Origin of the sequence: Streptomyces sp. WAC05292, assembly GCF_003949955.1 — a bacterium.
GTDB lineage: Bacteria > Actinomycetota > Actinomycetes > Streptomycetales > Streptomycetaceae > Streptomyces > Streptomyces globosus.
Genome location: NZ_RPSE01000061.1, coordinates 1 through 23,398, shown reverse-complemented (window position 1 = coordinate 23,398; position 23,398 = coordinate 1). Strand labels below are relative to the sequence as shown.

The following is a 23,398-nucleotide window of genomic DNA, read 5'->3' as shown; positions in this document are numbered from 1 at the left end:
GAGCTGCCGGCGGGGCTGCGCCGTCCGCGGGCCGGCGGGGCGGGGCGGAGCCGGCGAGGGTGCCGTGCGGGCCGCCGACCGCCCAGGCGGCCCGGGCGCCGGCCCGGTGCAGGGCCTCCCGCACCCGGGCGGCCAGGACGTCCGCCTCCTGCGGGGGCGGGGCTTCCGGATGCGCGGGCGCCGGTGCCGGCCGCCCCGGCGGGTCCCCGGGCCGCTCGGCGGCGTCGCTCTGGAGCGTCATGGTCCCCCACGCTAACCACCGCCGGACCGCCCTCCCGGACGCGCCGCTGCGCGGTGCCCGCCGGCCACCCGAATGCCCCCGCGGCATGCGGAAGGGGCGGGGCGCCGAGCGGCGCCCCGCCCCCCGGGTGCGTCACCTCACCGGAAGCGGGGTCCCGGCCAGGCGGGTGCCTCCGGTGCGGCCGGTGCGCTCACCGTCACCGGGCGCGGCCGGCCTGCGGGGCCTGGTCGGGGCGGTCCGTCACGCGCAGCGTGTTCACCAGCGGCTTGCCGAAGCCGGAGTGCGTCACGAAGCGGACGTTCAGCACGCCGTCCGTGACGGTCACCGTGTAGCTCCGCGTCAGGGCGGTGTAGGTGCCCGCCTCCAGCGAGATGTCCAGGGAGGGCAGCACCTCCCTGCCCTCGACGAGGACGTCGAAGACGCGCCGGTCCGGCTTGGTGGACGACAGCTCCGCGAAGCCGAGCTCCACCGTGTACGTGCCGTTCGGGACGTTGTCGAAGCGGTACTCGTACATGCCTTCGCGGGCGTTGCGGAACATCCGCTGGTCGTCCGTGCCGGCGATGGTGCGGCCGGTGCTGCGCACGGCCGAGCTGCCCTGGTATCCGTACGAGCCGGCGGTGTACTTGCGGTCCGGGGACCAGCCGTCGCCGAGGGCGTCGGTGGAGGCGTAGTCGGAGCCGGTGTCCAGGGCGGCCTGGTAGCGCGGGACGACGACCTTGACGGGGACCGTCAGGACGGGGCTGCGCCCGCTCACCGAGGTGATCTTCAGGTCGGCGGTGAGGACGGTGCCGGCGGCGAGGCCGGCGCTGTCGACGGCCAGGGAGACCGCGGCCCGGCCGCCCGTGGGCAGGGTGCCTGCCTGGGGGGTGGCCGTCAGCCAGGGTGCGTCCTCGGCCACCGCGAAGTCCGTGCCGAGGCCCGGGTTGGTGAGGTCGAGGGTGCGGGTCCGCTTCTGGTCGGCCGGGAGGACGATCTCCACCGCGGGCTTGGCCGCGGTGACGCGCCCGGTGCGCAGCGACTGTGTCACCGGGGTGACGTCGGCGGCCTTCACGTCGACCGTGGCGGTGGCCGCCTCGTAGGCGGGGGCGGTGATGGAGACGGCCCGGGTGCCGGACGGGCTCTGGACGACGTACCCGCCGTCCGGGGCGGTCGTCGCCGAGACGGCGGTGTCGCCGGTGCCGACGGTGACGGTGGCGCCGGCGACGCCGTTGCCGTCGTTGGCGTCGAGGACGCGGCCGGTGACGACTCCGCTCTTGGTGGTGCGGAAGGAGACGGTCAGGCCGTCGCTGATGACGGGCGTGTTGAAGGAGTAGGCGAAGGCGTCGGTGCCGGTCGCGTTCTCCAGGCCGACCGTGGCCGTGGAGCCGCCCTTGATGCCGGTGCCGCCGGTTCCGCGGTAGGAGTAGGTGACGGTTCCGTCCTCGCCGACGGCCGCGGAGAAGGAGAACTTGTCCGCCTGGGCCGACCAGTGGGAGACGTTGCGCCACTCGATGGTGAACTGCCGGTGCGGGGCGGTGCCCCTGACGGCGGTGAAGACGCCGGAGCCGCTGCCGGCCGCGCCGACGACGAGGTCGTCCCAGAACGGGTAGAGCGCGGCGTTGGGAGTGGCGGTGCTCGGCAGGTCGCCGTTGATGTCGCCGGTGTGGGCGCCGCCGAAGCTGACGGTGCCGTTGGTGCCGATCCAGGCCTGCCCGTACGTCTTGCCGTACAGCGGCAGCGGGAAGGGCAGGTCGACGCGCTCGGTGGTGTTGTCGCCGGTCAGGGCGAGCTGCCGGTCACCGGTGGGCTGGTCCGTGCCGGTGGAGGCGGCGCAGGCGTAGCCGTAGGTGTCGGTGCGTTCGGGCAGGGCGACCTCGACCGCGGTGTCGCCGGCGACGGTGGCGCGGGCGGTGCCGGGGCTCACGCAGCGGGAGGAGTGGGTGGCCCGCAGGTCGTAGGTGCCGTGCGGCAGGGTGACCTCGAAGCGGCCCCGGTCGTCGGCGGTCGCCGTGACCGGCGTGTCCGCGATGGTGACGGTGGCGCCCGCGGCCGGCCCGGACGGCGCGGTGACGGTGCCGGTGAGCTTGCCGGAGGGGGCCTGGGTGAGGGTGAGGTCGCCGGTGGCGGTGGTGTTCTCGGCGACTGTCGCGGTGGCGGTCTCCTGGCCGTAGCCGAACTTGGCCGCGGTCAGGGTGTACGTGCCGACGGAGAGGGAGCGGAAGGCGTAGGTGCCGTCGGCGGCGGTGGTCGTCGTACGGCTGATCGGGCCGGTGGCGGTGACCTTGGCGCCGGCGACGGGGGCTCCGCCGGAGGTCACGGTTCCGCCGAGGCCGCCGGTCGGGCCGCGGGGGGCGTTGGAGACGGCGGCGAGCGCGTCGAGCTTGCCCTCGCCGAAGACGTTGTTGTTGGCGGCGGTCCCGCCGCACTGGCCGTTGTCGGTGTCCTGGGCGGTGGCGCCGAGGAGCTGCTCCGTCTGGGCGATGTCGCCTTCGAGGGCGGGGGCGGCGGACCAGAGCAGGGCCACCGTGGCCGCGGTGTGCGGCGAGGCCATCGAGGTGCCGGAGAAGGCCTCGTAGGCGCCGCCGGGCACGGAGGAGCGGACGTTCACGCCCGGGGCAGCGATGTTCGGCTTGACGATGCCGCCGGGGCCCGCGCCGCGGGAGGAGAAGGAGGCGATGGTGCCGTTGACGTCGAAGGCGCCGGAGCTGTACGAGGCGGCGTAGTCGCCGGGTGAGCCGCTGGTGGAGCAGCCGGGGCCGGCGTTGCCGTTGGAGAAGGCCGGGAAGATGCCGGCGGCCCGCCAGGTGTCGACGACCTGCCGGTACCAGTCGTCGTGCGCCGCGCTGCCCCAGGAGTTGTTGACGACGTGCGGGGCGAGGTCGGGCCGCGGGTTCCGGCCGTTCAGGTCGGTCGGGGCGACGATCCACTGGCCGGCGGCGAGCAGCGAGGCCTCGGAGCAGGAGTTGGTCTCGCAGCCCTTGGCGGCGATCCACTTGGCGCCGGGGGCCACGCCGATCTTGTTGGCGCCGCCGTCGTCGCCGACCATCGTGCCCATGGTGTGGGTGCCGTGGTCGTTGTTGTCGCAGGGCGCCGCGGTGGGGCAGACGCCGGCCGGGTCGAACCAGTTGTGGTTGTGGTCGAGGCTGCCGTCCGCGCTCCTGCCGCGGTACTGGCCGGCGACGGCCGGGTGGGTGTGGTCGACGCCGCTGTCGATGTTGGCGACGACGATGCCCTCGCCGCGCACGCCGAGCTGTTCCCACACCTGCGGGGCCTTGACGCGGTCGATGTTCCACTCGACGGCGTCGGCCGCGGCCTTCTCCCGCTTCCCCTCGGCGGGGGTGGGGAGGGTGATCCGGTCGTCGGCGTCGATCCGGGACACCTCGGGGCGCTGGGCGAGCGTGCCCGCGAGCTTCTCGGTGCCGACGACGCGGACCGCGTTGACGATCCAGAAGGAGGTGTACTCCGCCTTGGCGTTGTCCAGGGCCTTGCGGACCTCGGCCTGGGTGCGCGCGGCGTGGTCGCGCTTGGTTCGCAGAACCGTTTCCGCCTTGGCGGTCCGGGTGGTCTGGCGCGCGGCCGCGGTCAGGTCGGCCGCGCTGTCCAGGTAGACCCAGAAGACCGCCTTGGCGGAGTCGCCGAGCTGGGCGCGGAGCTTGGGCTCGATCTTGCGCTCGGCCGCGCCCGGGGAGGGTGCGGGGTCCGGTGCGGCGGCGGCGGCTCCGGCGCCCAGGGGCAGGAGCAGTGCTGCGGTGAGGGCGGCCAGTGCCGCGCGTAAGGATCGTCGTGTGTTGCGTTGGGCCACGTGTGGTCTCCTCGTACGCCGTGTGCAGGTTGTGCGGATAAGGCGTGCGTGACGTGCGCGGTCATGGTGAAGGAGAGTCATGCCCATTACAAGAGCGCCTTACGAGCCGCATGCGCGCCCGCCGGGTGGCCCTTGCCCGCCGGGCGCGCGAGCCTGGGGACGTGACCGGTTCCGCACCCTCCGGACCCGCTTCGGCGGGTGAGCCCGCCGGGCCGTCCGCCGCCGGCGGGGCCCCGGGCGGCGTCCCCCTCGCGACCGCGCGGGGGCGGTGGATCGTGTCGGTCACGGTGCTGGGCTCGACGATGGCCCTGCTCGACTCGACCGTCGTCAACGTGGCGTTGCCCCGGATCGGGCAGGACCTCGGCGCCGACCTGGCCGTCCTGCAGTGGACCGTCAACGCCTACCTGCTCACCCTGGCCGGCCTGATCCTCGTCGGCGGCGCCCTCGGCGACCGGTTCGGGCGGCGGCGGATCTTCGTGCTCGGCGTCGTGTGGTTCGCGGCCAGCTCCCTGCTGTGCGGACTCGCCCCGAACGCGGGCGTCCTGATCGCCGCCCGAGCCCTCCAGGGGATCGGCGGGGCCCTGCTGACTCCCGGTTCGCTGGCCCTGATCCAGGGCTCCATCGCCCCCGGCGACCGCGCCCGCGCCGTGGGCTTGTGGTCCGGGTTCGGCGGGGTGGGCGCGGCCGTCGGGCCGTTCCTGGGCGGCTGGCTGGTGGACGGGCCCGGCTGGCGCTGGGTGTTCCTGCTGAACGTGCCGCTGGCCGCGGTGTGCGTGCCGGCAGCCCTGCGGCACGTGCCCGAGTCCCGCGACCCCGCGGCGCACGGCCGGTTCGACGTGCTCGGCGCCTTCCTCGGCGCGAGCGCCCTCGCCCTGCTGACGTACGCGCTGATCGAGGCCCGGTCCGGGGCCGCCCTGGTGACCGCCTCGGCCGTCGGCGCGGTGCTGCTCGGAGCCGCGTTCGTGTACGTCGAGCGGACGCGGGCCCACCCCATGGTGCCGCCGGACATCTTCGCGTCCCGGCTGTTCACCGCGGTCAACCTGGTCACCCTGTGCGTGTACGCGGCGTTCGGCGGATTCTTCTTCCTGGTCGTGCTCCAGCTCCAGGTGGTCTGCGGGTACTCCGCCCTCGCCTCCGGGGCCGCGCTGCTCCCGCCGACCGTGCTGATGCTGCTGCTGTCGGCCCGGTCGGGCGCCCTCGGGGAGCGGATCGGGCCGCGGATCCCGCTCACCGCCGGCCCGCTGCTGTGCGCCGGCGGGATGCTGCTGATGCTGCGGGCCGGGCCGGGCGCCCCGTACGCGACGGACGTGCTGCCCGCCATGGTCGTCCTCGGGCTCGGCATGGTGACGCTGGTCGCACCGCTGACGGAGGCCGTGCTGGCCTCGGTGGACCCGGGCCGCGCGGGCCTGGCCAGCGGCATCAACAACGCCGTCGCACGCGCGGCCGGGCTCCTCGCGGTGGCCGCGCTCCCCCTGCTGGCCGGAATGGGCCCGGAGGCGTACCGCTCGGCGGACCTCTTCGACGAGGCGTTCGGGCGCTCCATGGTGTGGTGCGCGGGGGTGCTGGTGGCGGGCGCCGCCCTGGCCTGGGCGACGGTGCGCCGCCCGCGGCCCCCAGCCTCGTGCCACCCGCAGTGCCGCACCCACTGCTCGCTGTCCGCTCCCCCGTTGGAACCGCCGCCCGGGGGCACGGGCTCCGCCGCCCCGCCCGCCGCCTGACCCGCGCGCCTCCCCGACGGCCCGGAAGTTACCGGGACGTGTGTCGTGACTTCACTCGCAGCTGGCAGTAGAACTCGTTGCACCGCCAGAGAGTGAGGAACGTCACATGACCCACCACCCCCTGCAAGGAAAAGGATCGCCAGGGATCTCCCGGCGTGGATTCATCGCTGGAACAGGTTCTCTTCTCGGTGCCGTGGCGCTGTCCGGCGCCGCCACCGCCCCCGCCCGCGCCGCGACGCACCCCGCGGCCGCGGCCGGCCCCCTCGTGTCCGGCGCGCACGTACCGGTACTCGTGATCGGCACCGGCTACGGCGGCTCGGTGGCCGCGCTGCGGCTCGCCCAGGCCGGTGTCCCCGTCCACATGGTGGAGATGGGCATGGCGTGGGACACGCCCGGGCCGGACGGCAAGGTCTTCTGCCACACGACCAGCCCCGACCGGCGCTCGTACTGGCTGCGCACGCGCACCAAGCAGCCCCTCAGCAGCTTCCTCGGCTTCCCCCTCGACAAGGACATCCCCCGCTACACCGGGATCCTCGACGCCGAGGAGCTGGGCGGGATCACCGTCTACCAGGGCCGCGGCGTCGGCGGCGGCTCCCTCGTCAACGGCGGGATGGCCGTCACCCCCAGGCGCCCGAACTTCGCCGCCGTGCTGCCGACGGTCGACGCCGAGGAGATGTACACGACCTACTACCCGCGGGCCAACGCCGAGCTGGGCGTCGGCCTCGTCGACCCGGACTGGTTCGACACCGCGGCCTGCTACCAGTACGCCCGCGTCGGCCGCAGGCACGCCCAGCGCGCCGGATTCCCCTTCGTGTTCGTGCCCGACGTGTACGACTGGGAGTACATGGAGCAGGAGGCCGCCGGGACCGTCCCGAAGTCGGCGGTAGCCGGGGAGATCCTCTACGGCAACAACCACGGCAAGAAGTCCCTCCAGCAGACCTACCTCGCCCGGGCCGCGGCCACCGGCCGGGTCACCGTCTCGGCCCTCCACCGGGTCACCTCCGTCGCGCCCGCGCCGGGCGGCGGCTACACCGTCGCCGTCGACCAGCTCGACACCGGCGGCGCCACCACCGCCGCCAAGACCGTGACCGCGGACCGCGTCTTCTTCGCCGCCGGCAGCGTCGGCACCAGCAAGCTCCTCGTCAGGCTCCGGGCCACGGGCGCCCTGCCCGGCCTCAACGACGAGATCGGCCGGCACTGGGGCGAGAACGGCAACGTCATGTGCGGCCGCGCCAACCACCTGTGGGACCCCACGGGCAAGGTGCAGGCAGCCATCCCCTGCGGGGGCATCGACAACTGGGACGCCGGCGGCGCCTTCGCCGAGGTGGCACCGCTGCCGACCGGCATCGAGACGTACGCCTCGTTCTACCTGTCCATCACCCGCAACCCGCACCGCGGCCGCTTCACTTACAACCCGGCGACGGGCGCCGTCGAACTCGACTGGCAGCGGGCCTGGAAGCAGCCCTCCATCGACATGGCGAAAACGATCTTCGACCGGATCAACGCGAAGGAGGGCACGATCTACCGCTCCGACCTGTTCGGCGCCGGCAAGGTCTGGGGCGACCACCTCACCTACCACCCGCTCGGCGGCGCGGTACTCGACAAGGCCACCGACAACCACGGCCGGCTCCACGGCCACGCGGGCCTCTACGTGATCGACGGCGCGCTGATCCCCGGGAACACCAGCGTCAACCCGTTCGTCACCATCACCGCGCTCGCCGAGCGCAACATCGAGCACATCATCGCCAACGACCTGTAGCGCGGCCCGCCCGCGCGGACGACCGGGGCCGCCCGACCGGCCGGCCCCGCACCGCCGCCGCGCCGTCAGTGCCCGGGCAGCACGCACACGCCGTCGAGGCCCAGCACGCGGTTGAGCCGGCCGAACGCCAGCCACGAGCCGATGCTCATGGTCAGCTCCACGATCTCCACCTGGCTGTACCGCGCGCCCATCCGCTCCCAGAACCCGTCGTCCAGGCCGTGGTGGTCGAGGACGTACCGCTCCGCGTACTCGGCGGCCAGCCGGGTCCGCTCGTCGAAGCGGTCCGTGGTGCGCCACTCGGCGACCGCGTCCGCGAACTCCTCCTCGACCTTCAGCCCGTCGCGCTCGGTGCGCCAGTCGAGGCAGAACATGCAGCCGTTGATCTGCGCCACCCGCAGCCGCGCCGCCTCGAACTCCCGCAGCCCCAGCGTCGTGTGGGCGTACACGGCGAGCGAGAAGGCGGCGGCGGCCGGCCCGATCCCGGGGACCATGTCGCCCCACACGTACTCGATCGGGTGCCGCCCCTCCGGGACGTCGATCCTCATGTCCGTCATGCCCGTTCCCTTCCGAGTCGGCCGACGGCGGGGCGCAGCGGCACGTCGAGGGCGTCGTAGAGGCCGGGTTCGGCGTCCGCGAGCCAGTCGATCGCGCCGACCAGGCGGCCGACGGCGGTGGCGTTGCCTCCCGCGGAGCGGTTCTCGCCGTCGTCCTCGGCCTCGACGGTGACCTCGATCCGCGGCCGGCCCTCGATGACCACGCGGTGCGCGCCGTCCCCGCCTCCCGGCGGCAGCGGCCAGTCCGGGGCGCAGGACGGGTGGATGCGGGTGACGTGCTCGATGACGAGGCGCGGCTCACCCGCGACGACGCCCTGCACCTCGAAGCGGACGGCGCCCTGCGTTCCGGCCTCGAAGACGCCCATCGAGCGGGTGGTGACGGTCTCCTCCAGGGGGCGGCGCTCCACCGTCTCCCGGATCGCGTCGAGTTCGACGCCGAGGGCGCGGGCCATCATGCGTATCTGCCCGCCCCACACCATGGTGGGGACGGACGGCAGGAGCATCATCGGCTGGTGGTCCATGGGGCGGCCCATGCCGACGAGGTCGCGGACGGAGTCGGGCTGGTCGTACGTCGAGTAGTCGAAGATCTCCTGGCAGCGGATGGCGTCGACGGCGGTGCCGAGGCCGCTGAGCAGCACCGGCAGCACGTCGTTGCCCCACCCCGGGTCCACCCCGGAGGCGAACAGCGACCCGCCGCCCTCCGCGACGGCGGCGGCGACCGGGTCGCGGAACTCGGGCGGGGCGTTGCGGTGGTCGTAGAGGGGGTAGAGGGCCGGGGTGACGACGACGGCGCCGGCGCGGATCGCGCGGGTGACGTCGGCGAGGGCGGCGTCCGGGCGGGTGTCGCCGGTCGCCGCGTAGACCACCGCCCTCGGCCGTGCGGCCATGACCGCCTCGACGTCGTCGGTGGCCGTGATGCCGGTGTCGCGGTCGAGCCCGCACAGCCGACCGGCGTCGCGGCCGACCTTGTCGGGATGGTGGACGATGACGCCGGCCAGGCGCAGCGCCGGATGGGCCTCGACGGCGCGGATGGCCAGACGGCCGACGTTGCCGGTGCCCCAGACAACCGTGGGAATCATGCGCGGAGGGTAGCGGCGCGGCCCGGAGGTTCCCAGAGCCGTGCGCGGACGACCGCGCGGGCTCCTACTGGTTCTGCCCGCCGAGCAGGAAGAGGAGGTAGACGAAGAAGGCGAAGAGGTGGCCGACGAAGAGGTAGGCGATCAGCCGGATCAGCAGGCCGCGCGGGAACTTGAACTGCTGGCGCACGGGTCGGGGGCTCCTTGGCTGTGGCGGTGGTCAGGGGTGGGTGGTCGCCGCGCCGCCGCCCAGGCACATCCCGGCGAGGCTGCTCTGGAGCAGGGTGTGCACGAACAGCAGTTCGGCGCCGGCCGCGGAGGCGGCCGCGATGCGGTGCGGGGTCAGCGAGTCGAAGTGGGCGCTGTCGCCCGGGTCCAGCAGGTACTCGGCCTCGCCGAGGTGCAGCCGCAGCCGGCCCCCGAGGACGTACAGCCACTCCTCGCCCGGGTGGACGCGGACCAACTCGCCCTGGCTGCGGCCGTGCGGGACGTGCACGCGCAGCGCCTGCATGCCGCGGCCGGAGCCGCCGGCCCGCCAGTACGTCCACCCGTCGGCCTCGCGGGCGCCCGGACCGCCCGCGCGTACGATGGGGTCGGGCACGGCCGGGGTCTCGCCGAGCAGTTCCGAGACCGTCGTACCGTAGGTGCGGGCGAGGCCGAGGAGCAGCGGCAGCGAGGGCTGCCGGCGGCCCGTCTCCAGGCGGGAGAGGTGGGCGGGCGAGAGCCGCGCCCGCGCGGCGGCCGCCTCCAGGGTCAGCCCGGAGCGGCGGCGCAGCTCGCGCAGCTGCGGGGCGACCGCGGGCAGCTCGTCGGCTCCCGGGTCGGCGGGACCAGGTGTCATGTGCCGATTGAGCCAGAAACTTACCTCTGCGGCAATCCGTCTTGCCTCAGAGGTAAAAACACCTGGTGGCGGGCGTCAGGCGTCAGGCGTCAGGGGCGGATGTCCGGCCGCCGCCCGGTGTGCCGAGCACCGTCTCCACCGTGTCGGCCTCGTCTGCGCTCTTGTCCGGCCGGTGCCGCAGCACCCGGGCGAAGCGGAGCGCGACCCCGGCGGGGTAGCGGGGGGAGCGCTGGATGCCGTCGTAGGCGATCTCGACGACCAGCTCGGGCCGCACCCGCACGGTGTGCCCGTCGTCCGCCACGGCCAACTCGCGCAGCCGGTCGGTCTGCCAGCGCAGCATCTCGTCGGTGAGCCCCTTGAAGGTCTTCCCGAGCATGGCGTGCCCGCCCCCGGCGGCCCGCGCGCCGAGGTGCAGGTTCGACAGCAGGCCGGTGCGGCGGCCGTGCCCCCATTCCGCGGCGAGGACGACCAGGTCCAGGGTGTGGACGGGTTTCACCTTCAGCCAGTTGCGGCCGCGGCGCCCGGCCGCGTACGCCGAGTCGAGAGCCTTCGCCATGACCCCCTCGTGGCCGCGGCGCAGCGTCTCGGCCCAGAACTCCTCGGCGGCGCCCGCCTGCGCCTGCGGATCCTCCACGGCGAGCCGGCGGACCCGGAACCGCTCGGGGACGAGCCCTGCGAGCACCGCGTACCGCTCGCGGACGGGCAGGTCGAGCAGGACGTCGCCGCCGGCGGCCAGCACGTCGAAGAAGCAGGGGACGACGGGCAGGGTGCGTCGGGCGGTCTCCACGTCCAGCCGCGACCCGACCCGGCTTGCCACCTCCTGGAACGGCACGGGGCGGCCGTCCGGGCCCAGCCCGATCACCTCGCCGTCGAGGATGAAGCGGTCCCCCGCGAACCGGCGGACCGCCTCGACCACCTCCGGCAGCCGGCCGGTGATCTCGTCGAGGGAGCGCGTGTACACCTGGACGGACTCGCCGTCCCGGTGGACCTGGACCCGGATGCCGTCCAGCTTCTCCTCCACCGCGCACGGCCCGAGTACGGACAGCGCCTCCGCGACCGATCCCGCCGTGGCGGCGAGCATCGGCTGTACGGGTCGCCCGACCTGGAGCGCGACCTCGCGCAGCGCCGCCGAGCCCGCGGTGAGGACGGCCGCCCCCACGCGGGGCAGCGAGCCGTCGAGCATCACGGCCCGGCGCAGCTCGGCGGCCGGTACGCCGGCGGCCGCGGCCACCGCGTCGAGGGCGACCGCGTCCAGGGCGCCCTGGCGGACCTCCCCGGACAGCAGGCCGCGCAGGAACCGCTGCTCCGGCTCGGTGGCGGCGGCGAGCAGGCGCGCCACGATGCGCTGCCGCGCGTCGCGGGAGCCGGGGCCTGACAGCAGGGCGAGCTCGGTGATCGCGGCGTCGACCTCGGCGACGCCGAGGGCGGGGTGGTCCGCCGGTTCGACGGGCCGGCCGAGGGTGCTCCACCCGAGGCCCGGCCGCCCCTGCGGGAGGCGCCCGGCGAGGTAGGAGATGACGAGGGCCGCCTCCTCGGGGGGCGCGGCGGCGAACAGCTCGGCGAGCAGGGCGGTCTTGCGGGACCGGGCGGAGGCCCCGGCGACCTCGCGGGACACGCGGGCGACGTCGGCGAGCAGCATGCGGCCATCCTGCCGCTGCCGAGCCCGGGCCGCAGCCCGGCCCGGGCGGACCCGGCCCGGCTCCGGGGGCAGTACCCACCCCGGGCCCGCTGCAACCCGGTCGGGTCCGATCCCCGACGGCCGACGCCCTGACCGCCGGCCGAGTCCGGGAGCCCCGGTGCGGGAGGCTCCTTCGGGCGCGGGGCGGGCCCCGACCGTACGGCACCGGCCACCGCCGGGAATCGCAGGGCCACCCGGCGCGGGCGCTGCTCCGGGGGCAGTGCGCGGCCCGCGGCCCGCTGCAACCCAGGCGGGGCCCGTCTTCGGCGGCCGGCGCACTGGCCGTCAGGCGAGTCCGGGAGCCCCGTGCGACCCCGGCCGGGAGGCTCCTGCGGGCGCGGGGCGGGACCCGACCGTGTGGCCAGGCGGCCGCCGGGGACCGGAGGGCGACCCGGCGCGGGCGCGGCTCCGGGGGCAGTGCGCGGCCCAGGCCCGGTGCAACCCAGGCGGGACCCGTCTTCCTCGCCCCGGCGCACTGGCCGTCAGGCGAGTGCGGGAGCCCCGGTGCACCCCGGGGGCGGGAGGCTCCTCCGGGCGCGGGGCGGGCCCCGGCCGTGTGGCGCAGGCGGCCGCCGGGGACCGGAGGGCCACCCGGCGCGGGCGCGGCTCCGCGGGCCGCCGCAAGGCACAGGCCACGCCCGTACGGCACCGGCCGCCGCTCCGAAGGCAGCGGCGCCACCCGACTGGCGAGCCGGGGCGGGCCGGCTGCTGCTGTCGGCCCGCGAGGGCGCCAGGCCGTACGGCACCGGCGGCTTCCCCGGGGCCGACAGCGCACCCGGTTCGAGCCGACCCCCGGCTCCCGCAGGCGGGCTGTGAGGCCTGCCGAGGGCGTATGGGCACCAGGTGCCGCTCCGCGGCCCGCCGCACAGCTCAGGGCGGGCCGCGCCGACCCCGGCAGGCGGCCCGCCGAGGCCGGCCACCGCCGTAGGGCACCGGCCGCCGCTCGACGTGCCGCCCCGGGGCGGGCGGTGTGCGGGGCGGCCGTGGGCGCGCCGGGGCGGCGGCGTACCGCGGTTGCGGTATGCCGACGGGGCCTGTGTAGTCCTCAAGGAGGCCGCCGGGTCCGACCAGGGGCGGCTCGGCCGCACTCGCCGCGGCGTCTAGGGTTCCGGTATGACGCTCCGACTGCCGAAGCTCCCGCTTCCCCGGCGCCGCCGCAGCCGCCTGCTGGCGGGCGCGGCCGCGCTGGCCGTCGTCGCGGGGGCGGGCACCTGGTCCGCCGCCGCGCCCGGCGGGGAACGGACCGTGCACCGCGAGGACAAGGTGCTGGAGATGCCGGGCGCCGCGATCGACACCTCGTACTTCACGGCGGGAGGTGCGGGCCGGCGCCCCGCCGTGCTGCTCGGGCACGGCTTCGGCGGCAGCAAGGACGACGTCCGGGCGCAAGCCGAGCGGCTCGCCCGCGACGGGTACGCCGTACTCACCTGGTCGGCGCGCGGATTCGGCCGCTCCGGCGGTCGGATCGGGCTCAACGACCCCGCGTACGAGGTCAAGGACGTCTCTCGCCTGCTGGACTGGCTGGCGGCGCGCCCGGAGGTGGAGCTCGACGGCTCCGGCGACCCGCGCGTCGGCATCGCCGGGGCCTCGTACGGCGGGGCCGTCTCGCTGCTCGCCGCCGGCCACGACCGGCGTGTCGACGCGATCGCCCCGCAGATCACGTACTGGAACCTCGCGGACGCCCTCTTCCCGCAGGGCGTCTTCAAGAAGCTGTGGGCGGGCCTGTTCTTCACCACCGGCTCGGCCGGCGGCATCCGGCCGGCCGGACCGGCCGAGGCGGCGCCGGACGCGGGCGGCGGCGGGGGCGGCGCCGGCACGGCCCCCGGGGGCGCCGCCCCGGGCGGGCCCGCGGCGGACGGGCCGGCCGCCGGCGGGACGACCGATGCCCCGGCGCAGGGCGGTGCCGCGCCCGGCGCCGGCGCGTGCGGCCGATTCCGGCCCGAGCTGTGCGCCATGTACGAGCGCGTCGCCGCGGCCGGGGCCCCCGATGCCGAGGCCCGGGCGCTGCTGGAGGCGCGCAGCCCGTCCGCGGTCGCGGACCGCATCCGGGTGCCGGCCCTCATCGTGCAGGGCCAGGCGGACTCGCTCTTCCCCCTCGACCAGGCCGACGCCATGGCGCGCGCGATCACCGCGAACGGTGCCCCCGTCGCCGTGGACTGGGCGGCCGGCGGCCACGACGGCGGCGAGCGCGAGTCCCGTCGCGTGGAGGACCGGGTCACGGCCTGGTTCGACCGCCACCTCAAGGGCGACGCGTCGGCCGCGACCGGTCCGGCCTTCCGGGTCTCCCGCTCCGGCGGCATGGACTCCACCGACGGCGCCGTCCGCCTGCGCGGCGCGAGCGGCGACGCCTACCCGGGACTCGCCGCGGGCCGCCGCGAGTTCGCGCTGGCCGGCCGGCCCGCGGAGCAGGTGTTCGCCAACCCTGCGGGCGGCACCCCGGCCGCGCTGTCCTCCGTACCCGGCGTCGGCGGGCAGCTCGCCGCCCTCGGGGCGGGCCTCGGGACCGGCCTCGCGATGGATTTCCCCGGGCAGCACGCCCGCTTCGAGTCGGAGCCGCTGGAGCGGGACGTGCGGATCACCGGGACGCCGACCGTGTCGCTGCGCGTGCGGTCGACGGCCCCCGACGGGTCTGCCGTCCTCTTCGGCAAGGTGTACGACGTCGGCCCCGACGGCCGGCAGCAGGTGCTGCCGCAGCAGCTGGTCGCCCCGCTGCGGGTGGCCGACGCGCAGCAGGGCCGGACCGTCGAGCTGCGGCTGCCGGCCGTCGACCACGCGGTGCGGGCCGGGCACCGGCTGCGCCTCGTCGTGTCGGCCACCGACCTCGGCTACGCCTCCCCGGCGGCCCCCGCCTCGTACGCCGTCTCGGTGCAGGGGCCGCTGGCCGTGCCCGTCGCCGACGGGGTGCGCACGGCTGCGGCCGGGCTGCCCGCCTGGACGTGGGGGCTGCCGCTCGGCGCGGCGCTGCTGGCGGCCCTGCTGGCGGGCATCCGGCGCCGGCCCCGGGGTGCGGGGAAGCCGGGCCCCGCCGGGGCGGATCCGGCGCTGGCCGGCGTACCCCTCGCGATCACCGGCCTGACCAAGCGGTACGCCGGGTCCCGGGACCGGTACGCGGTGCGGGATCTGTCGTTCCGGGTGGAGCAGGGCCAGGTCCTCGGCCTGCTCGGGCCGAACGGCGCGGGCAAGACCACGACGCTGCGGATGCTGATGGGCCTCATCTCGCCCGACGCGGGGGAGATCCGCGTCTTCGGCCACCCGGTGCGGGCCGGGGCGCCGGTGCTGTCGCGCGTCGGCGCCTTCGTCGAGGGGGCGGGATTCCTGCCGCACCTGTCCGGGCGGGCGAACCTCGAACTGTACTGGCAGGCCACCGGCCGCCCGGCCGCCGACGCGCACATGGCGGAGGCCCTGGAGATCGCCGGGCTCGGCGACGCCCTGGAACGCGCCGTGCGGACGTACTCCCAGGGCATGCGGCAGCGGCTCGCGATCGCCCAGGCGATGCTCGGGCTGCCGGACCTGCTGATCCTCGACGAGCCGACGAACGGGCTGGACCCGCCGCAGATCCGGGAGATGCGGGAGGTGATGGTCCGCTATGCGGCGGGCGGCCGGACGGTGATCGTCTCCAGCCACCTGCTGTCGGAGGTGGAGCAGTCCTGCACCCACCTGGTCGTCATGGACCGCGGCCGCCTCGTGCGGGCGGGCGAGGTCGCCGAGATCACCGGCGGCGGGGACACCCTGCTGGTCCGTGTGGACGGGCCGGTGGACGAGGTGACCGTCGCGAAGGTGGCGGCCCTGGAGGGCGTGGAGTCGGCGGCGCCCTGCGACGACGGACTCCTCGTCCGGCTGGGCGGCGGAACGCCCGCCGAGCTGATCGCCGAACTGGTGCGCCTGGACGTGCCGGTGAGCGCGGTGGGGCCGCACCGGCGGCTGGAGGACGCGTTCCTGACCCTGATCGGAGGTACGGCGTGAGCGCCATGGCGGAAGTCGCCGCGGGATACCGGCCCGGCCGGACACTGCCGCTGCGCGTGGAGGCCATGCGGCAGTGGCGCCGCCGGCGGACGCTGGTGATGGGCGCGGTGCTGGCCGCCCTGCCGTTCGTGATGATGATCGCGTTCGCGGTGGGCGGCGACCGGGACGGCGGCCGCGGCGACAACCGGATCACCCTGATCGACACGGCGACGGCGTCCGGCGCGAACTTCGCCGCCACCTGCCTGTTCGTGTCGGCCGGGTTCCTGCTGGTGGTGCCGGTCGCGCTGTTCTGCGGCGACACGGTCGCCTCGGAGGCGTCCTGGTCCTCGCTGCGCTACCTGCTGGCGGCGCCGGTGCCGCGGGCGCGCCTGCTGTGGAGCAAGCTCGTCGTCGCTCTGGGCTTCAGCCTGGCGGCGATCGTGCTGCTGCCTGCGGTCGCGCTGGCGGCGGGCACGGCCGCGTACGGATGGGGCCCGCTGCAGCTTCCGGCGGGCGGCGCCCTGCCGGCCGGCGACACGCTGCCCCGGCTGGCGCTGGCGGTGGCGTACGTCTTCGTCTCCCAGCTGGTCACCGCCGGCCTCGCCTTCTGGCTGTCCACGCGCACCGACGCCCCGCTGGGCGCCGTCGGCGGCGCGGTCGGGCTGACCATCGCGGGCAACGTGCTGGACGCGGTGACCGCGCTCGGCTCCTGGCGCGACTTCCTGCCCGCGCTCTGGCAGTTCGCCTGGGCGGACGCCCTCCAGCCGCACCTGGAATGGGGCGGCATGGCGAAGGGCGCGGCGGTGTCCGTCTCGTACGCGCTCGTCCTCACGGCCCTCGCGTTCAGGGGCTTCGCCCGCAAGGACATCGTCTCCTGAGACCATGCGCCCGGCGGCGGGGGTTCACCGGTCGTCGAGGGCGTTCCACCGGCTGCCGCTGCCCGGTTCGGGGGCGGAGAGGGTGTGCTCGCGCAGCATGTGCAGCAGCGAGCGCAGTGCCGGAGTCGCCGGCTTCGCGGCCGCCCAGGCGAGGACGGCGGTACAGGGCGCAAGGTCCCTGACGGGGAGGTAGCGGACGGCGGGCCGGGGCACGAGCTCCGTGGAACTCTCGGACATGAAGCGGATCCCGTACCCGAGACCGACCAGCGTCACGCAGCTTTCCAGGGTGCCTGCCGCATGCGGCGTGTACCGCACCGGCGTGCCGTCCGGGCGCGGGTCGGCGGCCCAGAACGCACGCCACTCGGGGCGGGCGTGGGGGGCGAATCCGATGACCGGCAGATCGGCGAGGTCCGCGAGCGTCACGGCGCTGCGTGCGGCGAGCGGATGGCTGTCCGGCAGGCACACGAGCCGCCGCTCCGTCCCGAGGCGGAGCACGCGCAGGCCGGCGGCCACGGGCTCGTAGCAGACGACCGCGTCCACCTGCCCGTCCAGAACGGCACCGGCGTGATCGACGAAGTCCATCTCGCGCCACTGCACTTGGGGACCCGGGTGGAGGACGGTCCGCATCGAGTCGATCAGCAGGCGCAGGGCGGGCAGCGCCGAGGTGTACGAGGCGAGCACCACGCTGCCCGCGTGCGCGGCCGCCTCCGTCTCCGCAGCGGCCTGGAGGTCGGCCACCGCATCGACCACGGCACGTATCCGCGGCAGCAGAGCCCGGCCCGCCTCGGTGAGTTCGACGCGCCGGGTCGAACGCTCCACCAGGGCGACGCCGAGACGCTCCTCCAACGCCCGGATCTGACGGCTGAGCGCGGGCTGGCTGATGAACATGCGCTCGGCGGCGCGACCGAAGTGCAACTCCTCGGCGAGCGCGAGCAGCAGACGTAACTGGTGCGTGCTGGGCTCAGCCGCCACGAGGTCCTCCGTCCCGGTGCGGAGGCCGACCGCACCATGCACGGAAGGTTATCAACCGACGCCGCGAACACATCAAAAGCCCCTTCCGAATTACCCATGGCACCGACCAGAATAAAAACACCACGAAAGCCCGCCATCAACCAAAGGGAAGAAGCGCGCATGAGAAGGCGAATTCTCGCCCATTTGGCGACCGTTTCCATGCTGGCACCCCTCGCGGTCCTCGGAATATCCGGGGAGGCCGCCGCCGCCGGACCGGCCACGTGGAAGAACGCCCGCACCGGAAAGTGCCTGTACACCACCAACGGAATGAACGGTGTCGGCGCGAGCGCCGACTACTGCAACCGCAAGTACGGGCGCTGGTACGAGAAGAAACTGGGAAACGGCGCCTACCGGATGTGGGTGGTGAACAACCAGGGCGCACACCGCTGCCTCGACAGCGACAAGGAAGGCGACGTGTACCTCCGCACGTGCGAGGACGGAAACCGCAACCAGCAGTGGTACCGGGTGAAGAGGTCCACGGGTTGGAGACTCACGAACGTCGCGACCGGCCGGGTCCTCGACAGCAACTTCCGGGGTTCGGTGTACACGAATTTCGACGAGGGCGACCGGAACACGTACCAGCGCTGGCTGTGAAGCGGCGTCCCGCATGGCCCGTCGCCGGCGGCGCCGGAGCCGGGGCCTAGACTGCCGGGAGGGGCGGGGCCCGTAGCGCAGAGGTCGTCGCGCGCGGTCTCCAAAACCGTGAGGACGCCGGTTCGAATCCGGCCGGCTCCGCCCTCTCCCCGACCGGCGTCAGGCCGCGGTGCCCGGTGCCGGGGCCACGGCGTCGATCTCCGCGAGGAGTTCCGGGTCGAGCGGGGCGGCTCCGGCCGCGGCGTTGGCCCGTACCTGCTCGGGCGAGGTGGCGCCCGCGATGACGGACGCGCAGCCCGGCTGCGCCGACAGCCAGCCGATGGCCAGTTCCAGCACGCTGCGCCCGTGCTTCTCCGCGAGGGCGGCGAGCGCCTCGACCGTGTCCAGCCGCCGCTCGGTCAGGTACGCGTCGCGGCCTTCGAGCCGGGAGCCGGCCGGCACCGGCGCGCCCCGCCGGATCTTGCCGGTGAGCAGGCCGTTGGCCAGGGGGAAGTACGGGAGCACGCCGACGCCGTAGTGCAGCGCGGCCGGGACCAGCTCGGCCTCCGCGGAGCGCTGGAGCAGCGACCACTCGTTCTGCGCCGACACGAACGGCACCGCACCCGTCTCCCGCGCCACGTGCGCGGCTTCGGCGAGCTGCCAGCCGCTCAGGTTGGAGTGCCCGATGTAGCGGATCTTGCCCTCGGCGACGAGTTCCGTGAGCGCGGCCAGCGTCTCGGCGATCGGGGTGGCCGGGTCGGGGCTGTGCAGCTGGTAGAGGTCGATGTGGTCGGTGCCCAGGCGGCGCAGCGACTCCTCGACGGCGCGCCGGATGTAGCCGCGTCCGCCACGCGCCCCGGCCGCGGGCCCGTACCCCATGTCGACGCCGTCGTAGCCGAACTTGGTGGCGAGGACGACCCGGTCGCGGCGGCCCTTCAGAGCCTGCCCGAGGTGGGTCTCGGAGCCGCCGCGGCCGCCGTAGATGTCGGCGGTGTCGAGGAGCGTGATCCCCGCGTCGACGGCGGCGTCGACGACGGCCCGGGTCTCCTTGGCGTCGAGCCGCCCGCCGAAGTTGTTGCAGCCGAGCCCGACCGCCGACACCTGAAGACCTGAACTGCCCAGGGCAACATGGCGCATGGGGTTCCTCCACCCTGATCCGCATCAAGATCTCTCTACAGGCCGGCCAGTCTAGGCACGCGCCGACGGCGGAGCGCCCCGAGCCGCCGGGGGCTGCGCGGGCGCTCCGCCGTCGGGTCAGGAGACGTCGGCGCGGACGGACTTGCCGATCAGGCCGTCGGTGTACGTCACCGTCTTCGGGGTGAAGGCGCCCTTGCCGGTCACCGTGCCGGTGACGTTCTCACCGGGCGCGAGCTCGACCGTGGCGATCTGGTCCTCGTCGGCGGCCAACTCCGCGACGTGCTTGCCGCCGCTGGTGTCGGTGATCGTGAAGTACAGCGGGTTCACGCCGATCGGCTTGCTGCTGTTGTTGGTGACGGTGACCGAGACGCTCGTGTAGTCGCCGTCCGGCGCGATGATGCTCTTCTTGTACGCCGCCTTCTTCGCGACGACCGTGACCGCGGCCTTCTTCTCGGGCGCAGCGGACGAAGGCGCGGCCTCGGGAACCTGCGCCGACTCCGACGGCGCGACGGCCGGAGGCTTCGCCGCCTCCGTCGACGGGTCGGTGCTCGCGCCGCCGCCGACCACGGCCCCGGCGATGCCGATGAGGACGAGCATGCCGACGGCTCCGAGGCACGATAAGCCGACGATCTTCCCCGTGCTCGTCTTCTTCGGCTGGGGAGGCTGGGGCGGGTGACCCCATCCGGGCTGCTGCGGCTGGCCTGGCGGCGGGAACTGCTGGGACATGGAAACCCCCACGGGACGGGTGCGAATCCGGCCACCGTACGGGGCAGCCGCCACGCGGGGGCGGCAATGTCCAAACCGTAACAATCAAACGTTAAACAGATGTTCGAGGGGTTGTGCGGCAGGACACGGGAGGCCTCCGGCACTGCCGACCGGCCCGGCCCGGCGTCAGACAGCGACACGGCGAAGGCCCGGGTCGACGTGGCGACCCGGGCCTTCGGGGCGGACCGGGGGTCCGCCGGGAGCAGGGGCGACAGGATTCGAACCTGCGGCATTCGGTTTTGGAGACCGACGCTCTGGCCAGCTGAGCTACACCCCTTCGGCGAGACCAACCATGCCATGGCCGGGGCCGGAGATCCAATTCATTTCGCGGGTTGCGTCGCGCGCGGGCGGGTGGTGGGGGTTCGTGGGCTCCCCCACCGCCTCCGCGCATCTGCCGACGGCGTCGGCCGCCGACGCCGTCGGCCACGGGGCCTGTCGTGAGCGGCTTGGCGGACCGGCCCGTTCACGTGCGCGGCGCGGGGATGCGTTCGAGGACCCCGCCCGCGAAGACGTCGTAGAGCGGCAGCGTCTCCAGGTGGACGTACCCGATGTGGCAGTCGCAGACGGCCAGCGGGCAGGGCCTCGGCCGCAGGGCCGCCCGGTAGGAGCCGTCGTACAGGTTCCCCAGCTCCGCCTTGACGAAGTGGCAGCGGCGCACCGTGCCGGCCCCGTCGACCGAGACGACCGAGGATCCGGTGCGGCAGGGCAGCCCCTCGGAGCGGTGCGGGTGGCGGCTGTACGGGAAGAGCGGGTCGATCGCGGTCCACCGGTCGGCCTCGGCGTCGGTGTAGGTGCGCCCTTCGGCGGCGTTGACCCACAGGTAGACCCGTTCGGGCAGGTCCTCCCGCAGCCTCCGGGCCTCCGTCAGGTGCTCCGGCATCCCGACGATGCCGACGCTGTGGCGGATGCCGGCAGCTGCCAGGTCACGGCATTTGCCGAGGAACCGGTCGTAGGGGGTCTGCCCCGGGTGGTACGTGCACCACAGGGCGAGCCGGTCCGGGTCGGCCTCCGCCGTCCAGCCGGTCCGTCCCGACAGGTTGGTCTGGATGGCGACCCGGCGGACGTGCGGCAGGTGCGACAGCTCGACCAGGGCCCGCCGGTACCAGGACCGTACGAGGCCCTCCCCCCAGGGGGTGAACAGCACCGACAGCCGGTCGCCGGTGTTGCCGGCCGCCCAGGCGGTGAACCGCTCCAGGGCCTCCCGGTCGGCCGTCAGGGCGGCCCGGCTGTCGCGCCGCTTGGCGAACGGGCAGTACGGGCAGTCGTAGTCGCAGGATGCGAGCGGCCCGCGGTACAGCAGCGTCAGGTCCATCGCGGCCTCACTTGCGGTCGTACGCGGCCATCGCGGCGCGTACGGCCGGGGAGAACAGGGCGGGCCCGACGGCGTCGGAGTGGGCGAGGCCCTCCGGGCCGAGCCGCAGCCGCTCCCCCCTGCCGGCGTCGCCGGCGAGCCAGCCGCGCGCGGCGAACGAGGCGAGCTCGGCGGGGAAGTCGTCCTGCGGGGCGGTCCCGAAGCGGGCCCGGTACTCGGACACGGCCAGGCCGTCCGCCTGGAGCAGGGATTGCAGCAGGTGCCGGCGCCGGGCCTCGTCGCCGTCGACGTGCCGGCCGATCTCGGCCCGCTCGAAGTCCCGGGCGGGGCGGCCGACGTAGTCGTCGATGATGCGGCGTATCTCGCCCATGTCCACCGCGTAGTCGAACGAGTAGTGCAGCGTGCTGGTATAGGAGCGGGCTCCGCAGCCGAGGCCGACCATGCCGTCGGTCTGGCAGGCGTGGTCGTCGGCGGCGGAGGCGGGGGCGCCGGGCCGGCGGAACATCCGCATGGACACCTGCCGGTAGCCGGCGGCGAGGAGCAGATCCCGCCCGTGGCGGTACAGGCGCAGCCGCTGCTCGTCCCAGGCGGGGTCGGGGGCGTCGGCGGCGCCGCGGCGGCCCAGCCCGGTCAGCGGGCGCACGTACAGGGGGTAGAGGTACAGCTCCTCGGGGCTCCAGGCGAGCGCCGCCTCCAGGGAGTGGCGCCAGGTGTCCTCCGTCTGGCCGTCGATGCCGTAGATGAGGTCGATGTTGAGGACGGGGATCCCGGCGTCCCGGATCCGGCCGAGGGCGGCCTCCACGTCGGCCCGCCGCTGGGGGCGCACCGCGGAGCGGGCCTCGCGGTCGACGAAGCTCTGCACGCCGAGGCTCAGGCGGGTGGTGCCGCGCTCCGCGAGGACGGCGAGCCGGTCGGCGGTGGCGGTCGGCGGTGAGGCCTCCACGGACAGCGGGACGGCCCGCAGGTCGGCGCCGGCCGCCTGCTCGGCGATGTCGCAGAGCCGTTCCAGTTCGCGGGCCGTGAGGAACGTGGGGGTGCCGCCGCCGAACGCGGCCGCGGCGAAACGGGGCTGCGTCCCGTCGGCGGCGAGGGCCTCGCGAATGGTGCGGGCCTGGCGTTCCAGGGCGTCGAGGTAGGCGGTGGTGAGGCCGTCGGGGGCGCCGATGCGGGTGAAGAGGTTGCAGAAGCCGCAGCGGACCTCGCAGAACGGGATGTGCAGGTAGAGGGAGAGCGCGTCCTTCGGCTGGCCCGCCCACAGGTCGCGCAGGGCGGGCCGGTCGGGCAGCCGCCGGTAGGCCGTCTTGTGCGGGTAGGCGTACACGTAGGCCTCGTACGGGCGGACGGGCGCCGGCGCCGCGCATCCGGTTCGAGGAAGAAGTGCGCGTACGGCACGGTCCAGACGGCCTCGTGGGCGAGGCGGTGGCCGCTGTAGCCGCCGTCGCCGTAGGCGGTGCCGTGGTCGGAGCACACGACGGCGAAGCAGCGGCGGCGGCTGCGGGCGGCGTCGAAGAGGCGGCCGATGTGCCGGTCGACGTACTCCAGGGCGGCGGCGTGGGTGTCGGCGCTGTCGCCGTCCTCGGGGCGGGCGCCGGGCCGGTGGAACCAGTTGGGCTGGTGCATCGCGGAGACGTTGACGAACAGGAACAGCCGCTGCTCGGCGGGCAGTCCGGCGACGACGCGCTCGGCGCAGGCCACCTGCTGCTCGAAGGAGGTCGGGGAGGCCACCCCGAACCCCGGCTCCCAGTGGGACTCGGCGAACATCCCGGGCAGGACGGAGCCCAGCGCCGCCTGCTTGTTGAAGAAGCCGACGCCGCCCACGCACACCGTGTGGTATCCGGCCGCGGCCAGCCCCGAGACGAGGTCGGGCGTGTCGAAGACCCAGGTGCGTCCGGCGGTGGTCTCGCTGCCCGCGAACCGGGCGGCGAACAGCCGCGGGTGCGGGCCGGGGGCGGCGGGGGTCGGCAGGAATCCGGCGAACATCGCCTGGTGGGAGGCGTAGGTGAAGCTGCCGGGGGCGTGTCGGCGCTCCCAGCGGCCGCCGGGCAGGACGGCCGCGAGGTGCGGGATGCGGCCCTCGGCGGCGAGGCGTTCGGCGACGTCGAAGCGGAGCGTGTCGAGGGTGACCAGCAGGAGGT

The 23,398-nt window shown here is 75.0% G+C and carries 16 protein-coding genes, 2 tRNA genes and 2 pseudogenes; 6 read left to right on the top strand and 14 right to left on the bottom strand.

What is annotated here, in order from left to right; all coding sequences use genetic code 11:
- Positions 1-241: pseudogene (locus tag EF903_RS10300) on the bottom strand (hypothetical protein); the annotation flags it as partial.
- A 196-nt stretch (positions 242-437) separates the two neighbouring features.
- A complete protein-coding gene (locus EF903_RS10295; RefSeq protein ID WP_260615052.1) occupies positions 438-4,022 on the bottom strand; it encodes a S8 family serine peptidase in 3,585 nt (1,194 codons plus the stop codon).
- 110 nt (positions 4,023-4,132) lie between these two features.
- Here EF903_RS10295 and EF903_RS10290 point away from each other — a divergent pair, with 110 nt between their 5' ends.
- Both EF903_RS10290 and EF903_RS10285 read left to right on the top strand, forming a co-directional pair.
- Entirely contained in the window at positions 4,133-5,740 is a 1,608-nt protein-coding gene (locus EF903_RS10290) for an MFS transporter (protein ID WP_125542889.1), read from the top strand.
- Positions 5,741-5,846: 106 nt separating this feature from the next.
- The gene (locus EF903_RS10285; protein ID WP_125542888.1) at positions 5,847-7,499 is read left to right on the top strand and encodes a GMC oxidoreductase; all 1,653 of its coding nucleotides are present in this window, start codon (positions 5,847-5,849) and stop codon (positions 7,497-7,499) included.
- A 65-nt stretch (positions 7,500-7,564) separates the two neighbouring features.
- Here EF903_RS10285 and EF903_RS10280 read toward each other — a convergent pair whose 3' ends face one another.
- The 5 genes from EF903_RS10280 to EF903_RS10260 form a co-directional block, all read right to left on the bottom strand.
- The gene (locus EF903_RS10280; protein ID WP_125542893.1) at positions 7,565-8,044 is read right to left on the bottom strand and encodes a carboxymuconolactone decarboxylase family protein; all 480 of its coding nucleotides are present in this window, start codon (positions 8,042-8,044) and stop codon (positions 7,565-7,567) included.
- Positions 8,045-8,049: 5 nt separating this feature from the next.
- Positions 8,050-9,132 carry a dihydrodipicolinate reductase gene (locus tag EF903_RS10275; protein ID WP_125542887.1) on the bottom strand — a complete coding sequence of 361 codons (1,083 nt, stop codon included), beginning with the start codon at positions 9,130-9,132 and terminating at the stop codon, positions 8,050-8,052.
- Between the two features lie 64 nt (positions 9,133-9,196).
- The gene (locus tag EF903_RS10270; RefSeq protein WP_114055537.1) at positions 9,197-9,319 is read right to left on the bottom strand and encodes a DUF6126 family protein; all 123 of its coding nucleotides are present in this window, start codon (positions 9,317-9,319) and stop codon (positions 9,197-9,199) included.
- A gap of 30 nt (positions 9,320-9,349) precedes the next feature.
- The gene (locus EF903_RS10265) at positions 9,350-9,970 is read right to left on the bottom strand and encodes a helix-turn-helix domain-containing protein (protein WP_125542886.1); all 621 of its coding nucleotides are present in this window, start codon (positions 9,968-9,970) and stop codon (positions 9,350-9,352) included.
- A gap of 82 nt (positions 9,971-10,052) precedes the next feature.
- Positions 10,053-11,609 carry an ATP-dependent DNA ligase gene (locus EF903_RS10260; protein ID WP_125542885.1) on the bottom strand — a complete coding sequence of 519 codons (1,557 nt, stop codon included), beginning with the start codon at positions 11,607-11,609 and terminating at the stop codon, positions 10,053-10,055.
- A 1,152-nt stretch (positions 11,610-12,761) separates the two neighbouring features.
- Between EF903_RS10260 and EF903_RS10255 the strand changes: the two genes are divergently transcribed.
- Both EF903_RS10255 and EF903_RS10250 read left to right on the top strand, forming a co-directional pair.
- Positions 12,762-15,608 carry an alpha/beta fold hydrolase gene (locus EF903_RS10255; RefSeq protein ID WP_125542884.1) on the top strand — a complete coding sequence of 949 codons (2,847 nt, stop codon included), beginning with the start codon at positions 12,762-12,764 and terminating at the stop codon, positions 15,606-15,608.
- A gap of 5 nt (positions 15,609-15,613) precedes the next feature.
- Positions 15,614-16,465, top strand: a complete 852-nt coding sequence (locus EF903_RS10250; RefSeq protein WP_125542892.1) for an ABC transporter permease — start codon at positions 15,614-15,616, stop codon at positions 16,463-16,465.
- Positions 16,466-16,489: 24 nt separating this feature from the next.
- Here EF903_RS10250 and EF903_RS10245 read toward each other — a convergent pair whose 3' ends face one another.
- Entirely contained in the window at positions 16,490-17,437 is a 948-nt protein-coding gene (locus EF903_RS10245; RefSeq protein WP_125542883.1) for a LysR family transcriptional regulator, read from the bottom strand.
- Between the two features lie 159 nt (positions 17,438-17,596).
- Between EF903_RS10245 and EF903_RS10240 the strand changes: the two genes are divergently transcribed.
- Positions 17,597-18,070, top strand: a complete 474-nt coding sequence (locus tag EF903_RS10240) for an RICIN domain-containing protein (protein WP_185902603.1) — start codon at positions 17,597-17,599, stop codon at positions 18,068-18,070.
- A gap of 65 nt (positions 18,071-18,135) precedes the next feature.
- Positions 18,136-18,211, top strand: a tRNA-Trp gene (locus EF903_RS10235).
- Positions 18,212-18,229: 18 nt separating this feature from the next.
- Here EF903_RS10235 and EF903_RS10230 read toward each other — a convergent pair.
- The 6 genes and pseudogenes from EF903_RS10230 to EF903_RS10205 all read right to left on the bottom strand — a co-directional run.
- Positions 18,230-19,186 carry an aldo/keto reductase gene (locus EF903_RS10230; RefSeq protein WP_125542881.1) on the bottom strand — a complete coding sequence of 319 codons (957 nt, stop codon included), beginning with the start codon at positions 19,184-19,186 and terminating at the stop codon, positions 18,230-18,232.
- 117 nt (positions 19,187-19,303) lie between these two features.
- Positions 19,304-19,783: a DUF4352 domain-containing protein gene (locus tag EF903_RS10225; protein WP_260615051.1), complete on the bottom strand. Its 480-nt coding sequence runs from the start codon at positions 19,781-19,783 to the stop codon at positions 19,304-19,306.
- Positions 19,784-20,154: 371 nt separating this feature from the next.
- Positions 20,155-20,228 (bottom strand) — tRNA-Trp (locus EF903_RS10220).
- 186 nt (positions 20,229-20,414) lie between these two features.
- Entirely contained in the window at positions 20,415-21,263 is an 849-nt protein-coding gene (locus tag EF903_RS10215; protein ID WP_125542879.1) for an STM4011 family radical SAM protein, read from the bottom strand.
- 7 nt (positions 21,264-21,270) lie between these two features.
- Positions 21,271-22,584, bottom strand: coding sequence for an STM4012 family radical SAM protein (locus tag EF903_RS10210; RefSeq protein ID WP_399420530.1), 1,314 nt, complete (start codon positions 22,582-22,584; stop codon positions 21,271-21,273).
- A 29-nt stretch (positions 22,585-22,613) separates the two neighbouring features.
- A pseudogene (locus EF903_RS10205) lies at positions 22,614-23,398 on the bottom strand (STM4013/SEN3800 family hydrolase); the annotation flags it as partial.

Coding starts and splice junctions, on each gene's coding strand:
- EF903_RS10255 (WP_125542884.1), top strand. CDS start 12,762: ATGACGCTCCGACTGCCGAAGCTCCCGCTTCCCCGGCGCCGCCGCAGC.
- EF903_RS10275 (WP_125542887.1), bottom strand. CDS start 9,132: ATGATTCCCACGGTTGTCTGGGGCACCGGCAACGTCGGCCGTCTGGCC.
- EF903_RS10225 (WP_260615051.1), bottom strand. CDS start 19,783: ATGCTCGTCCTCATCGGCATCGCCGGGGCCGTGGTCGGCGGCGGCGCG.
- EF903_RS10250 (WP_125542892.1), top strand. CDS start 15,614: ATGGCGGAAGTCGCCGCGGGATACCGGCCCGGCCGGACACTGCCGCTG.
- EF903_RS10260 (WP_125542885.1), bottom strand. CDS start 11,609: ATGCTGCTCGCCGACGTCGCCCGCGTGTCCCGCGAGGTCGCCGGGGCC.
- EF903_RS10290 (WP_125542889.1), top strand. CDS start 4,133: ATGCGCGCCCGCCGGGTGGCCCTTGCCCGCCGGGCGCGCGAGCCTGGG.
- EF903_RS10280 (WP_125542893.1), bottom strand. CDS start 8,044: ATGAGGATCGACGTCCCGGAGGGGCGGCACCCGATCGAGTACGTGTGG.
- EF903_RS10265 (WP_125542886.1), bottom strand. CDS start 9,970: ATGACACCTGGTCCCGCCGACCCGGGAGCCGACGAGCTGCCCGCGGTC.
- EF903_RS10230 (WP_125542881.1), bottom strand. CDS start 19,186: ATGCGCCATGTTGCCCTGGGCAGTTCAGGTCTTCAGGTGTCGGCGGTC.
- EF903_RS10240 (WP_185902603.1), top strand. CDS start 17,597: ATGAGAAGGCGAATTCTCGCCCATTTGGCGACCGTTTCCATGCTGGCA.
- EF903_RS10215 (WP_125542879.1), bottom strand. CDS start 21,263: ATGGACCTGACGCTGCTGTACCGCGGGCCGCTCGCATCCTGCGACTAC.
- EF903_RS10285 (WP_125542888.1), top strand. CDS start 5,847: ATGACCCACCACCCCCTGCAAGGAAAAGGATCGCCAGGGATCTCCCGG.